Genomic DNA, 18,720 nt, shown 5'->3' with positions numbered 1-18,720 from the left:
CCGATAAGGACAGAGACTGACTAGTCAGTGTCGTCAATGGCTGATTTCTCGAACAGATGTCGAAAGACCACCTGTTGAGCTTTTCGGAGATGTTGGTTGAACGTCTGCCGGGTGACGCCGAAGCGCTCTGCAAGTTCCCCTCCGGTGCTGGTTCGTGGCGAGTCGAAGTAGCCACTAAAGTACGCCGCATCGAGAGTCGCAAGCTGGCGGTCTGTGAGAGCAGATTCGACGATATCGTACAGCAGATGCGGCGAGTAGACGAGTTCCTCCGAGACGAGCTCGATGTCCGGGTGAAACTCCGCGATACCGTCCGCTGCCAGTCGATAGTCGACATCTCCGGGAAGCACACCCGAAAATCGGACCTCGTCTTTCATCACGACGATGTCGAGGGGGCGTCCCCCGAGCGACTGAAAGACTTCCGCGACCGTCGCGGACTCCGCACGCGCCTCGATGCGACTGTAGTCGTCGATCGTACTGAGCAGACGAACGTCGACGTAGTGAGGCACTTCCTCGACGGCAGTGACGAAGTCACTTGCGGGCAGATCCGATGTGCCCATGTACTGAACCGTCGCACCGTCGGGTAGCGAGACCACGGATTCGACCTCGAACCGGTGTTCCCCGTGTTCGACACGGAGCGATCGCGGTACCGCCGACCGGTCGGCCCTGAACTCGACGCGTTGCATATGCTGGCTGCTCAGCCGCTCCTCCCGACGTTTCAGTTCCGTGATGTCCTCGAACGCGACGACAACGTACTCGACCGCTCCATCCTCCAGCAGCGGGGTCGCGTTATGTGTGAGCCAGCGCTGAGACCCGTCAGGGGGCTTGATCCGCTGTTCGTAGCCGTATTCCGGCTCACCTGTCTCGAACACACGCGTAACTGGGTGGTTGTCGGACGAAACGGGGACACCACCCTGATATATGTCCCACTTCGGGGAATGATAGGTCCGACCGACCAGTTCCTCCCGTGTGGTGTTGAGTATCTGCGTTGCGCGGTCGTTTGCGAACACGACTTCGCCGCTCCGTTCGATCACTGTGAGGCCGACCGGGCTCGCGAAGAACACCCGGCGAGCGAGATCAGCAGGGAGCGCGGCGTCATCGAAAGACGCGTTCTGTGGCGTGTCAGTCATACGAACGTCCTGGCCATCCGCCCTTGGTTACGGATACATCGGGGTACGAGTTCGCTGTACAAGTGCGTTTCACCGGGGGTGCAAGGCGGTCGACCGCGAGGGCTGTCGACAGCTTCTGGCCAGAGCGGTTCTGTGATCATTCTTCCCGGAACACTCGCTCCGGGAGGTACGCCGAGACCGTCCAGTTCGGTGCATTAACGATCTGGTTGATCTTCAGGTCGACGGCTGCAGAGCAGAGTACGTACGCCTGCTCGCGCGCGAGGCCCCGCTCTTCGTGAAGATGCTCCACCATCGCGCGAACCGCGTCTGCACTCGCGGTGTACAGGTCGTCGCCGACACCTGTAGTCCCGAACATCCGTTCGTCACGCCCACTCGGCGTAAACGGCCCGTCGGTCTCAAACTGTGGCGCGTCGATCGATCGCCCGGTCTCGACGTCGAATCGACAGGTAACCGACATCGGTGCTTCAATGCCAGTCCCACAGACCTCGCCATCGCCCTGTGCGGCGTGACAGTCTCCGATGCTGAACAAGGCGTCCTCGACTTCGACAGGGAGGTACGCGGTCGACCCCGGAGTGAGGTGTTTGATGTCGATATTGCCGCCCGTTGGACGAGGGGGAAACGTCTCGAACGATCCCGACTCGGCCGGTGCGACGCCAAGGATCCCCGGAAACGGACTGATCGGTACCTCGATACCGTCATTGAACCGAGCGACGCCATCGTGGAGGTCCCAGATATGGAGCGTCGGTTCGGGGAACTCCTCGGCCAGCAAACCGTGTTCGAACTCCCCCGGCAGAACGAGAGTGTATCCCCAGCCCTGATGAGAGACGTCGAGGATCTCGACGGCCAGCACGTCACCGGGGGTAGCCCCCTCGATAGCCACCGGACCGGTCAGGGCGTGGACCTGTTCGATATCCAGCCCAGCGAGGTCGGCGACAGTCGAGTCGGCGTCGATCTGTCCGTTCGTCGCATCACGACACGAAAACTCGACGATGTCACCGGGTTCGATCGTACAAACAGGCGAAATATCGTTGTCCCACGAATGATGAACGCCGTCTTCCTCGGGTGTGATACGATGATCGGTAGCCCTGTCGTCCTCGTCCATATTGCAGCACTACACCGACCAGCAATAAATAAACTTGTTGGGCGAATGAATTGATGGTGCGGGGCAACTACAAGAACAGCTCGGGGGCGACGTCGGCCGAGACGTGTTCGTTCGTCGCCGACTGGACTGGTTTCTCGGACGCAGTACCAGAGCCAGCCCCGTCAGGAGTCGTGTCAGTCATCGGCGGATGCAGCACCTCGTGCACCCTCTGCGTCCTCGTCAGCGAACGGATACCAGGACTGCTTGGCGTCGGTCAGACACGGATCCTTGTAGGTCGTCTCTTCGGGCTCGCTGAGTTCGATGAGTACTTCCGCTCCCGTGGCGTCGACCCACTGGCGGAAGGCCTGTCCGGGCTCGCGATGGGCTGCGAACGCCTCGACCAGCTTCTTGATCGCGCCGGGGGCCTCGTCGGCAGGGATTCGCTGTCTGATGTACTCGACAAACGATGGATCCTCGCCGATACCCCCGCCGACGCCGAGGTCGACCGCTTCAATCAGATCGGAGATTCTGACTGGTTGGCGTACGAACGAACGCGTGCTTATTTCGAAGAATATTTGATATATTTTAAAAAACGAGTTTACCGGAACAGTTATGACAGGCAATTCCAAATATTCGTACAAGACCAAAGGAGAAATGAGGTGGGTCATACGTCGAGACGCCGATGTAATCACGGCTGGTGTCCCCTGCGGTCGTACGAGTAGCAACGCGGGCAGCCATCGTGATGGGCAAGAAAGACGATGAGCCGCTGGATACCGACTACCTGTCTACGCTGTGCGGTCGGCTGTGGCCTTCTGCAACGAGGGGCAGATAGCGGGTTCGGACTAGAGACGGTCCGTGGGGATACCAGTCACCCAGTTACCGATGGACTGGCCTGTCAGCGTGGCGTCAATGAAACAGCGAATTCGAATGGAGAGCGGTTAACTCGACCGCTGATTCGGAGCGACGGCGGACTGATGCCGACCAGCTGGGATACAGCACTCGGTGTGGTCGTCGAGCGGTTCCGCGCGGCGCTCGACAGCAATCCGGACGGTGTCGCGGTTCTCGGGAGCGGCCAACAGACCAACGAGGCGGCCTACGCACTGGGGAAACTGGCCCGTGGCGGCTTCGGAACCCGGTACTACGACGCCAATACGACGCTGTGTATGGCTTCAGCGGTAACCGCATACTATCAGGCGTTCGGGAGCGATGCGCCCCCGCCGACCTACGATGACATCCCCGAGGCGAAGACACACCTCATCTGGGGAGCGAACCCGGCAGCGGCTCATCCGGTCATGTATCGCTGGATCGTCGACAGCGCTGCGGATGACGACAGCCAGATGATCGTCGTCGACCCTGTCGCGAGCGAAACCGTCGACGATGCGGACAAGCACGTCCAGCTGGAGCCGGGGACGGACCTTGCCTTCGCCCGGGCCGTACTTGCCCAGCTCGTCGAGGACGACGCAATCGACGACTCGTTCATCGAGTCGGCGACGGTCGGCTTCGACAGATTGCGCGAAGAACTGCCAACCGTGGAGAGCGCTGCGGCCACCGCAGGGGTGTCAGTCGAGACGATCGAGCGTGTCGCAGCAGCGTTCGAGGATTCGACACTCGTCTACTGGGGGATGGGGGTCAACCAGAGCGTGCAGGGAACCGCCACGGCACGGGCGCTCATCGACCTCTGTCTGGCAACCGGTAATCTCCGCCCGGGAAGCGGGCCGTTCTCGCTGACCGGACAGGCCAACTCCATGGGAACCCGGCTCTGTTCCTCGAAGGGGACGTGGCCCGGCCACCGGCCATTCGACGCGCCGGACCATCGCGAGACGGTGGCCGAGACGTGGGGCGTGCCCGTCGGCCGCCTGCCGGATGATCCGGGTCCCGGGCCGGTCGGCATCGTCGATGCACTGGCCGAGGGTACTCCCGAGGCTTGCTGGACGGTGGCAACAAACCCCGTTGCGGGAATGCCCGATGCCGACCGGGTCAAAGAGACGCTCTCCGAAACGTTCCTGGTCGTCCAGGACGCGTTCATGACCGAGACCGCAGAACTCGCGGACGTGGTGCTTCCCGCAGCGACGTGGGGGGAATCGGAGGGAACCGTCACCAACATGGAGCGGACCGTCTCGCGGGTTCGAGCAGCGACCGAAACACCCTCGAAAGTACGTCAGGACATCGACATCATCGCGACCATCGGCCACCGGCTCGACGACGACCTGTTCGAGCGACCGGTTCTCGAACCTGAATCGGCGTACGAGGAGTTTCGAAAGCTGACGGAGGATACGCCCGCAGACCTTTCCGGGATCACGTACGAGCGTCTGGAGCGCGAACTGGCAGTTCGCTGGCCCGCTCCCGGATCTGAGTCGCAAGGCGGCTATCGGTACTACTCCGGGGACGGCTGGAGTTTCCCGACCGACCCGGGACGAGCACAGTTCTCGATCGGTATGCACCGCGGGCTCGCAGAGCCGGTCGACGAACAGTATCCGCTGACGCTGACCACCGGACGAGAATCCGACGCGTACAACACCGGCGTCCGAACCCGTGGAGAGGAGACCACAGACCTACCGGTCGCACGAATCCATCCGGAGACGACGATGAGCCACAGCGAGGCCTTCGAGCGCGGGGAGACCGTCGTCGCCTCGCGCCGGGCGTCAGTGACAGTCTCGGTCCAGCCGGACGAGGGCATCCCGGAGGGCGTGATCTGGCTGCCGATCCATCATCCGGCGGTCAATACGCTCACGCTCCCGACCGTCGATCCGGAGTCCGACGAACCGAACTTCAAACAGTGTGCTGTTAGATTGCGTGCACCAGCTGACAACTGAGAGTCCGTATCGGATTCGTCTTTGAGGGCAGTTTGCCTATTTCTCTGCCCACGGGTATGTTCGACAGCTCGGTACAGGAGTTTACCTGTCGCTCTCTGGAAGCCAGGAAGTCAACCCGAGAGTCGGAACTCTCATACCGAACGGATTCTGACCAGAAAAATATACGATACCGAGGAAGAAGCAAGCTGCCGACGCGAGGGAGATAGCCCATGAAGCTCACGTCATTACTGTACGGGAAGTACCGGAACCTGCTGCTGGCGACGGCGATGTTCAACCTCGGGTTCGTCATCTGGTTTTCCTTTGCCCCGTTCACTGGCGAGATTGCCCGGGAATTCGGGCTTTCGGTCGCTGATCTGGGGATCGTTGCCAGCGCGGCGATCGTCGCCGTACCGGTTGGTCGGATCATTATCGGACCGCTAACCGACAGGTTCGGTGCAGACGTGACTGCAAGCGTGACGCTAGTGACCGTGGGAACGTTCGCGATCATCAGCGCGTTCGCACAGAGCTACGAGGTGTTTACGGTATCGCGGATCATCGCCTCGCTGGCTGGCATCACCTTCGTGATCGGCATCCAGCACGTCGCCGAGTGGTTCGAAGAGGAGAATCTCGGGACTGCAGAGGGTATCTTCGCCGGTGTCGGTAACGCCGGAGCCGGTCTGGGCGCGTACTTCACGCTTCCCCGGATCTTTGGCGAGGGGTACACCGACCCGATCTTCGGCTCGGCGTTCCTCGCGACGTCTTCGAACTGGCGGGCTGCCTTCTTTTACACCGGCCTGCTGGCCATTGTACTCGGGATCGTCTACTACGTCTTTGGGGATGCCGCAAAGTCCGAGAAAAAACGCGAGGCGACCAGAGCCGGAATTAGCTGGGTGCAATGGAAGTTCATAGCGACTCGCTACGGCGCGGTCGTACTCTCGGTCGCATACATCATGACCTTTGGTCTCGAACTGGCGATGAACGGTTGGCTTGGGACTTACTACCGCGAGGCGTTCGGACAGGGCGACATCGTCATCGCGGCGACGTTCGCAGCGACGTTCTCGATCGCTGCTGGCCTGTTGCGTCCGATCGGCGGCTACGTCAGCGACCTCGTCGCACGTAAAGAGATGGATATACTCCCCTGGTTCGAGGGCGAATATCGAAATCAGTGGACGTTCACGACGCTCGTGTTCGTCATGCTAACGATGTTCGGGATGACCATCGCAGGGCTCACTGGAAACATCTACCTCGCGGTTGTCGCTGGCTTCTTCGTCGGAATGGGATGTGCCTTCTCCGAAGGCGCGATCTTCGCACAGGTGCCCGCGATGTTCCCCAATAACTCCGGCTCAGTCGCGGGGATCGTCGGCGGCGTCGGCACCGTGGGTGGGGTCGTCTACCCACTTGCATTCTCGGCTGCATTCTTGCCGAACTACCACGTCGGCTACGCCATCGTTGGAGCGTCGATGATACCGATTATCGTACTGACTGCGTGGGTGTTCCAGCCGAGGATCTCGGAAGTCGCCAACGAGGCTGGCTTCCTCGTCAGTACTGACCCGCGGTCTCCGAAAGAGATTCCCTCGGACGACTGATCAACGACGCGAGCCCGTCTTATTTTGTCCCGAAATCGGTTCATCAATACTCACTATCGTCGATGCTCCAACGTCGTCTACTCGACACTCGATCCCGAACTGCTCTAACAGTTCAACGCTCGATTCGACATGGTCTGTCACCCGTGGGATCGATATACGCCCACCGCCGATCGCCATCGGGAGCAGTAGCTGATCTGCGAGGTGTTCGTCAATGGCAGCCCCGCTCCGATCGAACTGCCGGAGTGACGCCGCGGCGTCCGAACCGACCTCTTCTGCGGGTTTTCCGCGCTCGCCGAAGGCTGTGAACCCCCCGCATCCATTTTCGTACGTCGCAGCGACGACGATCGCTGATCCAGGTGAATCCGTGGTCGCAACCGTCGAGACGCGCTCAGTGACCGACGCCTCCGTCGGAAGCTCCTGGGCCACTGTCCTCGCCTGTCGCGGTGCTACGTCGGCGTCGTCGAGGTGCTCCGAGGCGACCGAGTAGATCCGAATGTGACGGCGCTCACCCCGATCGGTCGCCCGGATCGGCGCAAGCGTTGACGGCGCAGTACGGAGCCGTGCTCTCCCGCCGCCTGTGGGATAGAATCCGCGCCGTGCCGGGTCGATCACTGCCTGAAGTCCGCACTGCCGGAGGAACGGAAGCTTCACCCGCCGGTAGTAATCGAGCGACGGCGACCACTTCACGTCGGTTCCGCCGCCAACCGTGACCGATAGCGGCTCGTCGATCACGGTAGCGAGCGGGAGTACCGTGTCGAACACTAGCGTGATGCTCCCGGCCGTACCGATCGTCGTCTCGTAGTTGCCACCCGAGACGTCTCCGGGATCGAAGGTCAGGGTCGTCGCGCCGAGCTCCGCGCCAGTCACGTCGGCGTCCCCGACTTCGGCGGCGAGTTCGACTGCACCGCGGTGCTGGTGTTTCAGGCCAGGATCCGGCCGGTTTCCCCGCACGTTCTCGATACGAACTGGCGTGTCAGTAAGCATGGAGAGCGCGAGCGAGGAGCGGACGATCTGTCCCCCGCCATCGGAGCCGTCGATATCGAGCATGAGAGGGATACGTGCCGATTCATCAAAAACGGTGTGAGTCCTCGCAACCGCTGTCGTCGGCGTGAGTTACTCCCAGCCCTGGTGTGTGGGACTGAGATCGTCCTGATCGTGATTGTCCCCCTGTTCCCACTCTTCGCCGCTTTCTCCGCTCGGACCCAGGCGGGTCTTCCACTCGAAGGTCCCCGGATCGTCGATCGTTAGCTCCCAGCTGCCGTCCGAGTGTGTTCCCTCGACACCGCCGCCCCAGTTGGTGAGTTCGTCGGTATCGCCGGTGAAGTAGACCGACTCCCCGTAGTCGACATCGACGTCGACGCTGAACGTGACTTCGCCGTTTCCGTCGTCGCTGTCGTCGTCATCGCCATCGTCAGGTCCTCCTTGCCCATCGGGAGCGTACATGACCCAGCTCTCCGAGGGTACGCTGATCTCGACCCAGCCGTCGTCGTTGGTCGTGACATTCCCGCCGTTGCCGGTGTAATCGACCAGCGTCTCGTTAACCCACGAGGTCTCGACCCACTCGCTTCGATCCTCCCAGCTGTTGTTGTTGAGCCCGGCGAGCAGGTTCTCCTCGCGCTCATAGATGTACAGATCCTCGTCGATGTAACGATCGATGGGCTCACCCGTCGCCAGGTTTCGTTTGACCCAGATCAGATCCTGCAGTTCTGGGTCGTCGATATCGCTGCCACCCTCTTTCGTGAAAAAGAGCATCGGGACGCCCGCGTACGAGAGGAGGTACGCGTGGGCCAGATCCATCTCGATTCCCTCTGGATCGTCGGGGCCGACACCGGGGCCACTCACATCGTGGTTCTGCGCGAAAGTAACAGCCGCCCACGGGTTGTTGTGGACGACGCCGGGTGCGTCGTCCGCGTCAAGCGCGGTCATATCGCCGTTCTCGAAGGCATCCTCCATCGCGTAGAACAGCGGGAAGTCGAAGACGTTCATCCCGGTGTCGGCGAACTCCATGACCGTGTCGAGGTCGCCGTCCCAGATCTCGCCGACGCGCCAGAGGTCGAGGTCGTCGGCCAGCGGATTGATCTCGTACTCGAAGTACCACGGCCAGACGTGTCCAGCGGCGTCGATCCGCAGGCCGTCAGCGCCGAGATCGGCGATCCGTTCGAGGTAGTCGACGTGAACGGACTGGACGTGATCGTTCCCGATGTCGAGTGTCGGGAGGCCGAGCAGATCGCACTCGTAGGTTTCCTCGTCGCCGTCGAGTTCGCAATCGTCGCCGATCGTGCCGTAGTCGTGGAAGTGTTCGTCGCGGTCGAACTGCGGGAGTGAGACCTCCCCGTCGGGTCCATTGTTGGTCGACATGTGGTTCAGTACCACATCGACGATGACGTCTATGTCGTGATCGTGGGCCGTGTCGATCATCGATTCGAGCTCCCACTCGCTTCCGTGTGGAGAGTCGAAATCCTCCAGATCGACTGGCTGATAGCCAAGCGGTGGGTGCGGTTCGAGCGTCCCGAAATAGGGGTGTTCCTCGCCGTAGAACCCCTCCTGATCCTCGGTCGTCTGATCTTCCCAGTCGAGTTTTCCGACGGCGGGTTGGGGTACCCAGATCCCGTCGACGCCGATCTCGGCGAGCCTATCGAGGTCGGATTCGATCTCGCCCCACTCGGTATGGAAGTACTGGTACAGAACGGGTTCACCCCCCTCGTCTGGCTGGCTGTCGACCGCCGCGGCCGATCCAGCAAACGTCGTTCCAGTCGCTGCTGTCGCGGTTGTCAGGCCGAGCCATTTCAGCACGTTTCGCCGTGTAGTCGAGGTGATGTCCGGTGTGTGTGACACCATGACATCGAGAATGATTGACTATTACATAATACTTTCCCTACGTGATATATAATATATAATAAAAAGGAACATCTAGTGTAATTAGTTATTTTACCAACACTCGGGAAAGCCCCTCTCCGTTTCTCATCAGTGACTATGGGGGTAACTCACACGACCGCGAGGACGAATCCGACCAGCACCAGAAACGTCAACAGCACCTGCGCTACCGTTGACCCGAAGATCCCGATAGTGGTGTACGTGGCAGCCTTCAGCCCCCGTGAAACGTCGTCGTGGCGACGTAGCTCCAGCAGGAAGACGAGTAGACTCACGCCAACGATCATCAACAGTGGTCCCGTGAGAAAGAGCAACGCAATTCCTGCGACGCCCGCGATTCCGGTTACCCGCCACGACGCGCCGCCCGCCCGGGCCGAAAGCGCACTCGCGACGAACTCGACGACGAACGCCAGTAGTGCAACGAGGATCAATCCCACGAGAACGACGGTCCCGGGCTCAGCGTAGCCCGTCGACCACCAGTAGCCGACAATCCCCAGAATCGAAAGAAGGGGGCCAGGAATCATCGGGACGACGCTGCCGACGATGCCCGCAATCAACAGGGTGACGGCGACAGCAAAGGCAAGATCGACCATACACTCGGTTTGGCCGTGTCGGCAAATGGGGGTTTCGACCTCAGTCCCGGTACCGCGCCCGCTCTTCGAGCGCCGTCTTTGTACCGTACCGGTCGACGAGCGGCTGGAACACGGTGCCGATCGCCCGTTTGCACTCCCCCGTCGAATGATACCCCAGCCGGTCGGTGACTTCCTCCCAGTCGTGAGCCTGCAGGACACGCAAGACGAGCAAGCGCTCCTGTCGGTCGTCCAGTCGGGCCTCGCCCTCAAAAGCGTCGACGAAGTACGCGAGTGCGAGACGGCGGAACGGTCGCGGGGAGACATCGTAGAGCCCCGGCCCGTATGCCGCACCAACGACGACGCGCCAGTCCCAGTCAGTGAGGTCAGTCGACACTGATCCCGGAATCGTGCGCAGGGTCGCCCGCACGATATCGGGATCGGCGTCGTCGAGCGCATCCGAGAGAACACCGGCGATGCGCCCGCGGAATCGCTCCGCCGTTCGATCACGAAGTGCGTGCCCTGCCTCCGAGAGCGGATCGATCATGACCGCGGAGTGCTCGCCGCTGGTGTCGTTTCTCGTCGTCGAGAGATGAAGCGTCGAGAACCCGTTGGTATCCCAGAAGTGGAGAAGTTCGGGTGTCGCACCGTAGGCGACACCGAGCCAGTCCAGCCCCTCATCGATTGCGTGCTCCCGTACAGCATCGAGCAGCGCCGAGCCGAGGCCGCGGGATCTGGCCGCGTGGTGCGTGGCGATCCGGAGGACCCGCCAGCCGGTCGGTACGGCGGCATGCTCGTCGCGCAACTGGGTCGTTACCAGGTCGGGTAACAGATTCCCCCGGACGCGCTCGCCGTCGTACATTCGCGCTCGCTGGTCGTCCGACAGGCCGCCCTCCCGCGCCAGCAGGACGACCGAGACGACGTGACCGTCTACCAGTAGAGCGTGGACGACGAGGTTCGGCGCGTCGAGCAGGCGCGCGAGGTCGTTCGGCTCAGTCCGGTAGTGCGCCAGTACCAGCAATCCGAACGTCTCCCTGAACAGCACGTCATCAGCCAGAAGTTCCTGAGCCGAGAGTTCCCGGTGCTCCACACGCTCGGGCGTGGCGTCATAGGCGAGCGGTGCCACCGCGGGACGAGCATCGAGTAACAGGGCGTCGAACGCCCAGATCTCGACGGGATCGCCCGGCGCGTACCTGATCGGATCGGACAACGAGACGTCGGTGACCTCGTGGACGCTCTCGTCGAGCCGGTCCCGGAAGCGAACCGAAAAGCCCCGGCCAGCACCTTCGTAGCCGTGCACCGTCGTTGCGAAGGCAACCCTGTCGGCCGCGAGGAACCGTTCGAGCAGTGCGACTGGAAAGGCGGCTGCTTCGTCCACGAGGAGAACATCAGCCGTTTCCGCGCGCTCGGCCGCAACGATCGGTTCCGCGAACTGCACCGATCCACTTCCGGGGAGATCGATTCGCTGAGGAACGTTTCCGTGGGCCGCGGCAGTATCCCCTGACTCCCTCTCGGCCCCCAGCACGTCGACCAGCTCGCTCGCCCGCGCGAACAGCTCCGCGGCACTCCGGAACCGGGGGGCGGTGACGAGTACGTCGTCCCCACCCACTGCGAGGCTTCCGGCTGCCAGTCCTGCGGCACTGGACTTCCCGCGACCGCGGTCCGCCTCAACGACGACAGCCTGTGATGGCTCAGCAAGGGATTCGAGATCCCGGACCGCTCTCGCCTGGTCGTCGGTCAGGCAGGCATCGTAGGCACCGTCGGGGAAGACGTCTCCACGCGGAGTGGGGCGCTCCCGCGAGTCGACGAGCCGAGGTACCGGGTCGGTTAACCCGTCGCACTCCACATGCCCACTGTCGACGTCAAGGATGGCGATCCCACGGTGGGCCCGGAGCCGCTCGACGAACCACTGACGGAAGTTGCCCGTGACATCGTCGACATCAAAGGGCGGGACAGCAAGAGTCCCGTCGAACGGGTCCGATTGGTCCGGCCAGTCGTCGAGGGAGGGGGTACAGAGCACGAGAAGCCCGCCACCATCGACCGCGCCCACGATTCGGCCGAGCGCGCTCGGCGGCAATCCGTCGTGGGCGTCGAAGACCACCGCTTCACGGGTCCGGCCGAGCAGTTCGTCGGCGTTTCGGTGTGCAACGCGTTCACAGCCCAGCGCGTCGGCCGAGCCGACGAGCGTCGTCTCCCTCCGATCGATACGGGCGGCATCGAGCGCGCTTTTTGCCGCGTCGTGACAGGGTGACTGCTCACCGGAGAGCACCAGCAGTCGGCGCTCGTTCGTCTCCATGGCCTCGCGTCGCAATGCGCTCGCGACCGCTCCCACGTCCATAGGATCCCTCACTTCGGGACGTACAAATGAGTTCGTTCCCAGCAGTTCGAGCGACCGGACGCCTCTTGGATTCGTTGGACCGTCGAAAAAGCGAGTCTGCGACACGACACGGATCGTCCGGGAGCTCGATGACGCGAGGCGGACCCTCCGGAACCGCGTCAAATCGGAACTCCCCTGTGAGGGCTCACCACACCCTCAGACGTTTGAAAGCGCTTTTATGGAGTGGTGTGCAACGGATGTGTACAGCCTGCGCGGGGTTGATGATGCTCCTAGCTATACAGGACTTTCGCCGGTCGCCATCGGGCGATCGGACCGGGTGCCCAAACAGGGCGGCCCGGACAGCAGGGGAGCGCGAGCCCACGTGCGGGAGGTGACTAACAATGCCAGTATACGTAGATTTCGACGTACCAGCCGACCTCCAGGACGACGCCGTCGAGGCCCTGGAAGTCGCACGAGACACCGGAGCTGTAAAGAAAGGAACGAACGAGACCACCAAAGCGATCGAGCGCGGCAACGCAGACCTCGTCTTCGTTGCCGAGGACGTCCAGCCCGAAGAGATCGTGATGCACCTTCCCGAGCTCGCAGACGAGAAGGGCATCCCGGTCATCTTCATCGAGACGCAGGACGACGTCGGCCACGCGGCCGGTCTCGAAGTCGGGAGCGCCGCCGCGGCGATCGTCGACGCTGGCGAGGCGTCCGACGATGTCGACGAGATCGCAACCAAGGTCGAGGACCTTCAGTAGAGATCTCCCATGAGCGCAGAAGAGTCTGAAAGCGGATCCACGCCCGCAGAAGTCATCGAGATCGTGGGAAAGACCGGAATGCACGGCGAGGCCATGCAGGTCAAATGCCGCATCCGGGAGGGCGAGAACCAGGGACGGATCATCACCCGGAACGTTCTCGGCCCCGTTCGAGAGGGCGACGTCCTCCAGCTCCGTGAAACTGCCCGCGAAGCCGATTCGATCGGAGGTCAGTAACAATGGTGCAGCACCGAACGTGTGATTACAGCGGCAAGGAGATCGAGCCCGGTACGGGCATCATGTACGTCCGTACCGACGGAACCGTGCTCCACTTCGCCGACTCGAAGTGCGAGAAAAACTACTTCCTCGGACGCGAACCGCGCGACCTCGAATGGACCAGAGAAGGCGGTAACTGGGCCGACAAGGAGGACGCTGAAGCCGAAGGAGAAGAAGAAGCTGAGGAAGACGTCGAGGCTGAGGAAGACGTTGAGGCTGAAGAAGCTGAGGAAGACGTTGAGGCTGAAGAAGCTGAGGAAGACGTTGAGGCTGAAGAAGCTGAGGAAGACGTTGAGGCCGACGAAGCCGAGGAAGACGTTGAGGCTGAAGAAGCTGAGGAAGACGCCGAAGACGTAGACGAGGACAAACAATGAGCGACCAGCGCGAGCGAACGTTCGTCATGATCAAGCCGGACGCCTTCCAGCGAGGGCTCGTCAGCGAGATCATCGGCCGGTTCGAGGACCGAGGGCTGAAGCTCGTGGGGGCGAAAGTCACTCGACTCTCCCGTGAGCAGGCCGAAGACCACTACGGCGAACACGAGGACAAACCCTTCTTCGACGACCTCGTTGAGTTCATCACGTCCGGCCCCGTCGTCCCGATGGTCTGGGAGGGCGAGGACGCGACGCGACAGGTCCGGCAGATGATCGGCGCGACCGATCCCGCCGAGGCCGCGCCCGGAACGATCCGTGGCGACTACGCCGTCGACCTCGGGCGCAACGTGGTCCACGCGTCCGATCACGAGGACGAAGGTGCTAACGAACGCGAGATCGCGCTGTTCTTCGACGACGACGAACTTGTCGAGTACGACTTCCACGAGTCGACCTGGCTCTACGAGTAACGCTGTCGCTCCGGAGCGAGTTTCCCTATTTTATTACTTCGTAGCTCTTGCTCACCGGTCGAATAATCGAAGACGTCGTTCGAGAGGGATCAGCCGGAGATCCGGGTCGCCCGCCAGCCGGGATCCTGGCCCGTCCGGTCGATCATCTCGGCCCGGCAGGCCGGGCAGTAGTCCGGACTCTCCGTTTCGCCGTCGGGAACGTAGACCGCGCCGCCACATTCGATACACTCGTTGTCGACGACTGTTACACACTCCGCACAGAGGTTGAAGTCGTCGACTGTGAGTTCGCGCAGGGGTTCGAGTTGTTTGTCCAATATGTACTCGTCGATGACCGCCTGACAGCTGTGGCACGGTTTCATAGCGATGCGGCTGGTGGTATGTGATCACATCACAAGTATCTGTCCCCCATGGCAAACACCGCCAGTCGGGTGCGGGACGACGTGTCGTGGCAACGTTGCTTCGCAAGTGTTATCAGGCATACGCTCCTCGGGTAGTATGTAATGGCAGAAGGTACGGTCGACTTCTTTAACGACACAGGCGGTTACGGTTTCATTTCGACAGACAGCGACGACGTCGATGACGACGAAGACGTCTTCTTCCACATGGAAGATGTCGGCGGTCCCGACCTCGAAGAGGGGCAGGACGTCGAGTTCGATATTGAATCATCCCCCAAGGGACCCCGCGCGACGAACCTCGTCCGACTATAAACGAGGCTTCGCAGCCGGCAATTTTCCATTTTTTCACAGGGCATAGCAGTTGCTGTAGTCGTTGTCTATCGTTCGATGGCTGATTCCTCGTCCAGTTCCCCTCAAAAAGAGTTGCGACACGTCGGCCCAGATCGATCCGTCGATCGCTGATCCGCTCGGTCAGTCGACGATGAAATCCGACGCGATGTCGAGGACTTCCGATCGGGACCGGGGCTGATCGTACGGCGTGGGGAAGCCCGTTTCGGCGTTGAGCACCCGGAGGAACGAGGCGTGGCGTGCCTCGACACTGTGAATGCTGAGCGCGGGCGGGACGACATCCTCGTTCTCGATGAACGGGGCCGCCCCCGCGTAGGCGGATACGCCCGTGTCTTCGAGTGCCACACCGGTCGCGATGAACGCGGCCGGGTCCTCGACAGCCTCACCGAACTCGAACTCCGGTTCTTCGACGGGCTCGCCGCCGAACTCCTCGATCGTGGCCGTGAGCGTCTCCGCGTGATCGATCTCGTGATCCCTGATCGTCTCGAGCTCATCGAACAGCTGATCCTGGAGCTTGTCGTGGAACGTCGCGATAGAGCCCGTGTCAGGACGCTTGTCGTGGCTGACGTTATCGAGAACGGTATTAATCAGCTCCTCACTGTCGAGGTTGTCGAGACCCTGCCGGTAGAAATCAGCTTCGAGCAACTCGAGTGTCAACGCGAAGTTGAGGATCTCGATGTCGTCCTCGAACTCGTTTTCGACCGCTTCGGGCGGGACATCGTCGGGCATCTCCGCTTCATCGTCACCGTGCTCGTCGGCAAACGCGGAGCCGACACCGAAGGTACTACCGAGCGCGAATCCGCCAATCGCACCGGCCGACCCCGCTATGACCTGTCGTCGTGTGTTGTTCGTCCGATCGATCGGTTCGCCGTCGTCACCGCTGGTATCTTGCGACACATAACTGAGTGGGTATGGGGACCAGTTAGTTATGTGACTGCTTCACATAGACGAAAATCGATACCCCGATACAACTCCGAAATACTGAGGGAAAATATTACTGTAGTACGACCCCATACTGCAGGCAAAACCCGGAGAGTACGTCGTCCAAGCTACACTTATTCAGAGTAAGTATACCCCCCGTGAAAGTTAGGATGCTTCAGATCCCGTCAGAGAGCGCCAGCGCCGCGGTACTCGCCGAACTCCTCGCGAAGGACGTCACAGATCTCGCCGACCGTTGCATAGGCTTTGACCGCCTCGATCATCGGCGGAAGCAGGTTGTCTTCGCTCTGTGCCGTCTCCCGAAGCGTGTCGAGCGCGGCCTCGACGGCATCTTCGTCGCGCTGCTCGCGGACCGACGCCAGACGCTCTTGCTGCCGACGCTCGTCTTCCTCGGTAACCTCCTCCAGGTCCATCGCCTGTCCGTCCTCGTCGATCTCGAACTCGTTGACACCGACGACAATCCGCTCGCCCGACTCCGTCTCTTGCTGGCGGTCGTAGGCGACATTCTGGATCTGGCGCTGGACCCACTGCTCCTCGATTGCCCGGAGCATCCCGCCGCGCTCGTCCACTGAGTCGAGGATCTCCAGCGCTTCGGCTTCGAGTTCGTCGGTCAGCGACTCGACATAGTAACTCCCGCCGAGCGGGTCGACAGTATCCGCGGCACCCGACTCGTGGGCGAGGATTTGCTGGGTTCGTAATGCTGTCCGGACCGAGTCCTCGGTCGGGAGTGCAAGCGCCTCGTCTTTGCCGTTCGTGTGCAGACTCTGGGTCCCGCCGAGTACTGCGGCAAGCGCCTGATAGGCTACCCGTACAACGTTGTTGTCGACCTGCTGTGCGGTTAGCGTCGAGCCAGCGGTCTGGGTGTGGAACTTCAACTGCTTCGAGGCTGCTTTCTCGGCCCCGAACTGTTCGTCCATAATCGTCGCCCACATCCGGCGGGCGGCGCGAAACTTCGCGACCTCTTCGAGGATGTTGTTGTGGGCGGCGAAAAAGAAGGATAGCTGTGGCGCAAACTCGTCGACGTCGAGGCCGGTGTCGACCGCGGCCTGCACGTACTCGATCCCGTTCCCGAGAGTGAACGCGAGTTCCTGGGCGGCTGTTGCCCCCGCCTCCCGGACGTGATAGCCGGAGATCGATATCGTATTGAAGTTCGGCACCTCCTCGGCACAGAACTCGAAGATATCCGTGATGAGCCGCATCGAGGGTTCGGGCGGGTAGATGTAGGTGTTCCGGGCGATATACTCTTTGAGCACGTCGTTTTGAATCGTCCCGCGGAGCTGCTCGCGGGGGACCCCCTGTCGGTCACCGAGCGCGATGTACATCGCGAGCAGCACCGACGCGGGGGCGTTGATCGTCATACTCGTCGAGACGCCATCAAGCGGGATACCGTCGAAGACGGTCTCGAAATCCCGCAACGAGTCGATCGCGACGCCGGATTTGCCGACCTCCCCCTGTGCCATCGGGTTATCGGAGTCGTAGCCCATCTGGGTCGGCAGGTCAAACGCCATCGAGAGACCCGTCTGGCCCTGGTCGAGCAGATAGTGAAACCGCTCGTTGGTCTCCTCGGCCGTTCCCATTCCTGCGTACTGGCGCATCGTCCAGAGCCGTCCACGGTACATCGTCGGGTAGACGCCCCGGGTGTACGGCTCTTCTGCCGGAAAGCCGAGGTCCTCGTCGTAGTCGTGATCGGCGAGATCCGCGGGCGTGTAGAGTCGGTCGACCGTCTGTCCCCCAGTATCCGTAGTGAACCCCTGTTTACGCTCTCCGAAGCGGTCAAGCGTCGGCTCGACCTGCTCGCGTTCCCACTCGTCCTTTCCTGAGCGGATCGCCTCCAGCTCCTCGGGGTCGAACATCGTTTTCCACCTTGAGGGCATCGAGTATAAGAGTTGGCGCCGATCTCCCGGAGACCGCGTCGTTTTTGATCGTGTGGTACGGAGGTAAACAACAATGAGTGCGCCCATCCCGGAGACCGACGATGAGGACTCGCCGGGCACAAGCCGTGTCAGAGCGGCGCTCTACATTCTCCCCTTCCTTTTGCTCGGGATCGGGAACATTATTCTGGTCCAGATCTGGGGTGCGGAACCGCTATGGGTGTTCGTTATGCTCCCGCCGATCATCTTCGTCACCGTGATCGGCTGGATCGCGTTCAAATATGGCGTCGGCGAGAGCCACGGAGCCTAGTCGGTCAACTCGTATCGTACTTGTACGTCGCAGTCTCGGGATCGATACCGAAGTCCTCGGCTGGCTCTTCGGCGTCGTCAGGCTCGTCAGCACCGTCTTCTCGCGCGGTCTTGAACCGCTCGCGAAGTCGCGGTGGCATCTCGAACTCGCCAATTTCGATCGCCAGTGGGACGGCATCGGGAGCGATGTTGTCACGCTTGGCGTCCAAACGATCCTGTAGCTTTGTCGGGAGCTCGTCGGTCGAGATCCCCCGGAAGCCAAACTGGGTGAGATAGCCCGGCTCGTCGGTGAGGCTGTAGACGTGCTCGAACCCCTCATCGCGTGCGTGTTCGATGAGGCGTTCGACCACGTGTGCGCCGACGCCCTGTCCACGCCAGCCATCGAGGACGCCGATGCTCGTTAGCTCGCAGAGTTCGTCGTCTTCGGTCCGGTGGATTCGGATCCGACCGAAGCCCGCTTTCGTCCCGGACTGTTCGTCGAGCGCGATGACGTAATCACGCGAACGAAACGCCGTCTCGTCCAGCCCCATCGCCTCGATGTGGTCCAGTAGCCAGACTTCCTCTCGGTTTTTCGCGTCCCGGACGTACATATCAACGTGTAGCCGACCACGGGGTAAATGTGTTGTGCGGATACGGTCGA

Annotated in this window: 18 protein-coding genes and 1 pseudogene; 8 read left to right on the top strand and 11 right to left on the bottom strand. The window is 61.6% G+C overall.

The features are described from left to right. Nucleotides 1-20 precede the first annotated feature (20 nt). The 3 genes and pseudogenes from AArcS_RS05325 to AArcS_RS05315 all read right to left on the bottom strand — a co-directional run. On the bottom strand, nucleotides 21-1,127 hold the full coding sequence (locus AArcS_RS05325) for a helix-turn-helix domain-containing protein (RefSeq protein ID WP_238479448.1): 1,107 nt from the start codon (nucleotides 1,125-1,127) through the stop codon (nucleotides 21-23). A gap of 136 nt (nucleotides 1,128-1,263) precedes the next feature. Next, nucleotides 1,264-2,229 carry an acetamidase/formamidase family protein gene (locus tag AArcS_RS05320; RefSeq protein ID WP_238479447.1) on the bottom strand — a complete coding sequence of 322 codons (966 nt, stop codon included), beginning with the start codon at nucleotides 2,227-2,229 and terminating at the stop codon, nucleotides 1,264-1,266. Between the two features lie 173 nt (nucleotides 2,230-2,402). Beyond that, nucleotides 2,403-2,729: pseudogene (locus tag AArcS_RS05315) on the bottom strand (ferredoxin--nitrite reductase); the annotation flags it as partial. Between the two features lie 237 nt (nucleotides 2,730-2,966). Between AArcS_RS05315 and nasA the strand changes: the two are divergent. Next, nucleotides 2,967-5,021, top strand: a complete 2,055-nt coding sequence (gene nasA / locus AArcS_RS05310; protein WP_238479446.1) for an assimilatory nitrate reductase NasA — start codon at nucleotides 2,967-2,969, stop codon at nucleotides 5,019-5,021. Between the two features lie 209 nt (nucleotides 5,022-5,230). Then, nucleotides 5,231-6,586 (top strand): MFS transporter, encoded by a 1,356-nt coding sequence (locus tag AArcS_RS05305; RefSeq protein ID WP_238479445.1) that lies wholly within the window; start codon nucleotides 5,231-5,233, stop codon nucleotides 6,584-6,586. On the opposite strand, the gene rtcA is transcribed toward AArcS_RS05305, so the two are convergent. The 4 genes from rtcA to tmcA form a co-directional block, all read right to left on the bottom strand. Continuing rightward, on the bottom strand, nucleotides 6,587-7,633 hold the full coding sequence (gene rtcA / locus AArcS_RS05300; RefSeq protein WP_238479444.1) for an RNA 3'-terminal phosphate cyclase: 1,047 nt from the start codon (nucleotides 7,631-7,633) through the stop codon (nucleotides 6,587-6,589). A 66-nt stretch (nucleotides 7,634-7,699) separates the two neighbouring features. Continuing rightward, entirely contained in the window at nucleotides 7,700-9,424 is a 1,725-nt protein-coding gene (locus tag AArcS_RS05295) for an alpha-amylase domain-containing protein (protein ID WP_238479443.1), read from the bottom strand. A gap of 146 nt (nucleotides 9,425-9,570) precedes the next feature. Further along, nucleotides 9,571-10,050, bottom strand: a complete 480-nt coding sequence (locus AArcS_RS05290; protein WP_238479442.1) for a DUF456 domain-containing protein — start codon at nucleotides 10,048-10,050, stop codon at nucleotides 9,571-9,573. 40 nt (nucleotides 10,051-10,090) lie between these two features. Continuing rightward, nucleotides 10,091-12,364 (bottom strand): tRNA(Met) cytidine acetyltransferase TmcA, encoded by a 2,274-nt coding sequence (gene tmcA / locus AArcS_RS05285; RefSeq protein WP_238479441.1) that lies wholly within the window; start codon nucleotides 12,362-12,364, stop codon nucleotides 10,091-10,093. Nucleotides 12,365-12,744: 380 nt separating this feature from the next. Between tmcA and rpl7ae the strand changes: the two genes are divergently transcribed. From rpl7ae to ndk, 4 genes are read left to right on the top strand one after another with little or no spacing between them, the layout of a single operon-like run. Next, complete coding sequence (gene rpl7ae, locus AArcS_RS05280; RefSeq protein WP_238479440.1) at nucleotides 12,745-13,107, top strand: 50S ribosomal protein L7Ae; 363 nt, start codon at nucleotides 12,745-12,747, stop codon at nucleotides 13,105-13,107. 9 nt (nucleotides 13,108-13,116) lie between these two features. Further along, nucleotides 13,117-13,341 carry a 30S ribosomal protein S28e gene (locus AArcS_RS05275; protein WP_097007461.1) on the top strand — a complete coding sequence of 75 codons (225 nt, stop codon included), beginning with the start codon at nucleotides 13,117-13,119 and terminating at the stop codon, nucleotides 13,339-13,341. Between the two features lie 2 nt (nucleotides 13,342-13,343). Continuing rightward, on the top strand, nucleotides 13,344-13,754 hold the full coding sequence (locus AArcS_RS05270; protein WP_238479439.1) for a 50S ribosomal protein L24e: 411 nt from the start codon (nucleotides 13,344-13,346) through the stop codon (nucleotides 13,752-13,754). Further along, on the top strand, nucleotides 13,751-14,218 hold the full coding sequence (ndk, locus tag AArcS_RS05265) for a nucleoside-diphosphate kinase (protein WP_238479438.1): 468 nt from the start codon (nucleotides 13,751-13,753) through the stop codon (nucleotides 14,216-14,218). Before AArcS_RS05270 ends, ndk begins: the two co-directional genes overlap by 4 nt. Nucleotides 14,219-14,307: 89 nt before the next feature. Here the strand turns inward: ndk and AArcS_RS05260 are convergent, their stop codons facing one another. Further along, nucleotides 14,308-14,577: a DUF7571 family protein gene (locus AArcS_RS05260; RefSeq protein WP_238479437.1), complete on the bottom strand. Its 270-nt coding sequence runs from the start codon at nucleotides 14,575-14,577 to the stop codon at nucleotides 14,308-14,310. Nucleotides 14,578-14,718: 141 nt separating this feature from the next. Here AArcS_RS05260 and AArcS_RS05255 point away from each other — a divergent pair, with 141 nt between their 5' ends. Next, the gene (locus tag AArcS_RS05255) at nucleotides 14,719-14,925 is read left to right on the top strand and encodes a cold-shock protein (RefSeq protein WP_238479436.1); all 207 of its coding nucleotides are present in this window, start codon (nucleotides 14,719-14,721) and stop codon (nucleotides 14,923-14,925) included. Nucleotides 14,926-15,084: 159 nt separating this feature from the next. Here the strand turns inward: AArcS_RS05255 and AArcS_RS05250 are convergent, their stop codons facing one another. Beyond that, nucleotides 15,085-15,858: a ferritin-like domain-containing protein gene (locus tag AArcS_RS05250; protein WP_238479435.1), complete on the bottom strand. Its 774-nt coding sequence runs from the start codon at nucleotides 15,856-15,858 to the stop codon at nucleotides 15,085-15,087. Nucleotides 15,859-16,067: 209 nt separating this feature from the next. Further along, nucleotides 16,068-17,753 (bottom strand): acyl-CoA mutase large subunit family protein, encoded by a 1,686-nt coding sequence (locus AArcS_RS05245; RefSeq protein ID WP_238479434.1) that lies wholly within the window; start codon nucleotides 17,751-17,753, stop codon nucleotides 16,068-16,070. Between the two features lie 94 nt (nucleotides 17,754-17,847). On the opposite strand from AArcS_RS05245, the gene AArcS_RS05240 reads away from it, so the two are divergent. Next, nucleotides 17,848-18,081, top strand: coding sequence for a DUF8142 family protein (locus AArcS_RS05240; protein WP_238479433.1), 234 nt, complete (start codon nucleotides 17,848-17,850; stop codon nucleotides 18,079-18,081). 4 nt (nucleotides 18,082-18,085) lie between these two features. Here AArcS_RS05240 and AArcS_RS05235 read toward each other — a convergent pair whose 3' ends face one another. After that, entirely contained in the window at nucleotides 18,086-18,670 is a 585-nt protein-coding gene (locus tag AArcS_RS05235; RefSeq protein ID WP_238479432.1) for a GNAT family N-acetyltransferase, read from the bottom strand. Nucleotides 18,671-18,720 lie beyond the last annotated feature (50 nt).

The sequence above is a fragment of the Natranaeroarchaeum sulfidigenes genome, assembly GCF_017094485.1.
In the GTDB taxonomy this organism is placed as follows: Archaea; Halobacteriota; Halobacteria; order Halobacteriales; family Natronoarchaeaceae; genus Natranaeroarchaeum; species Natranaeroarchaeum sulfidigenes.
Note: the sequence above shows the minus strand (reverse complement) of the source record. Positions and strands in the feature narration are given on the sequence as shown.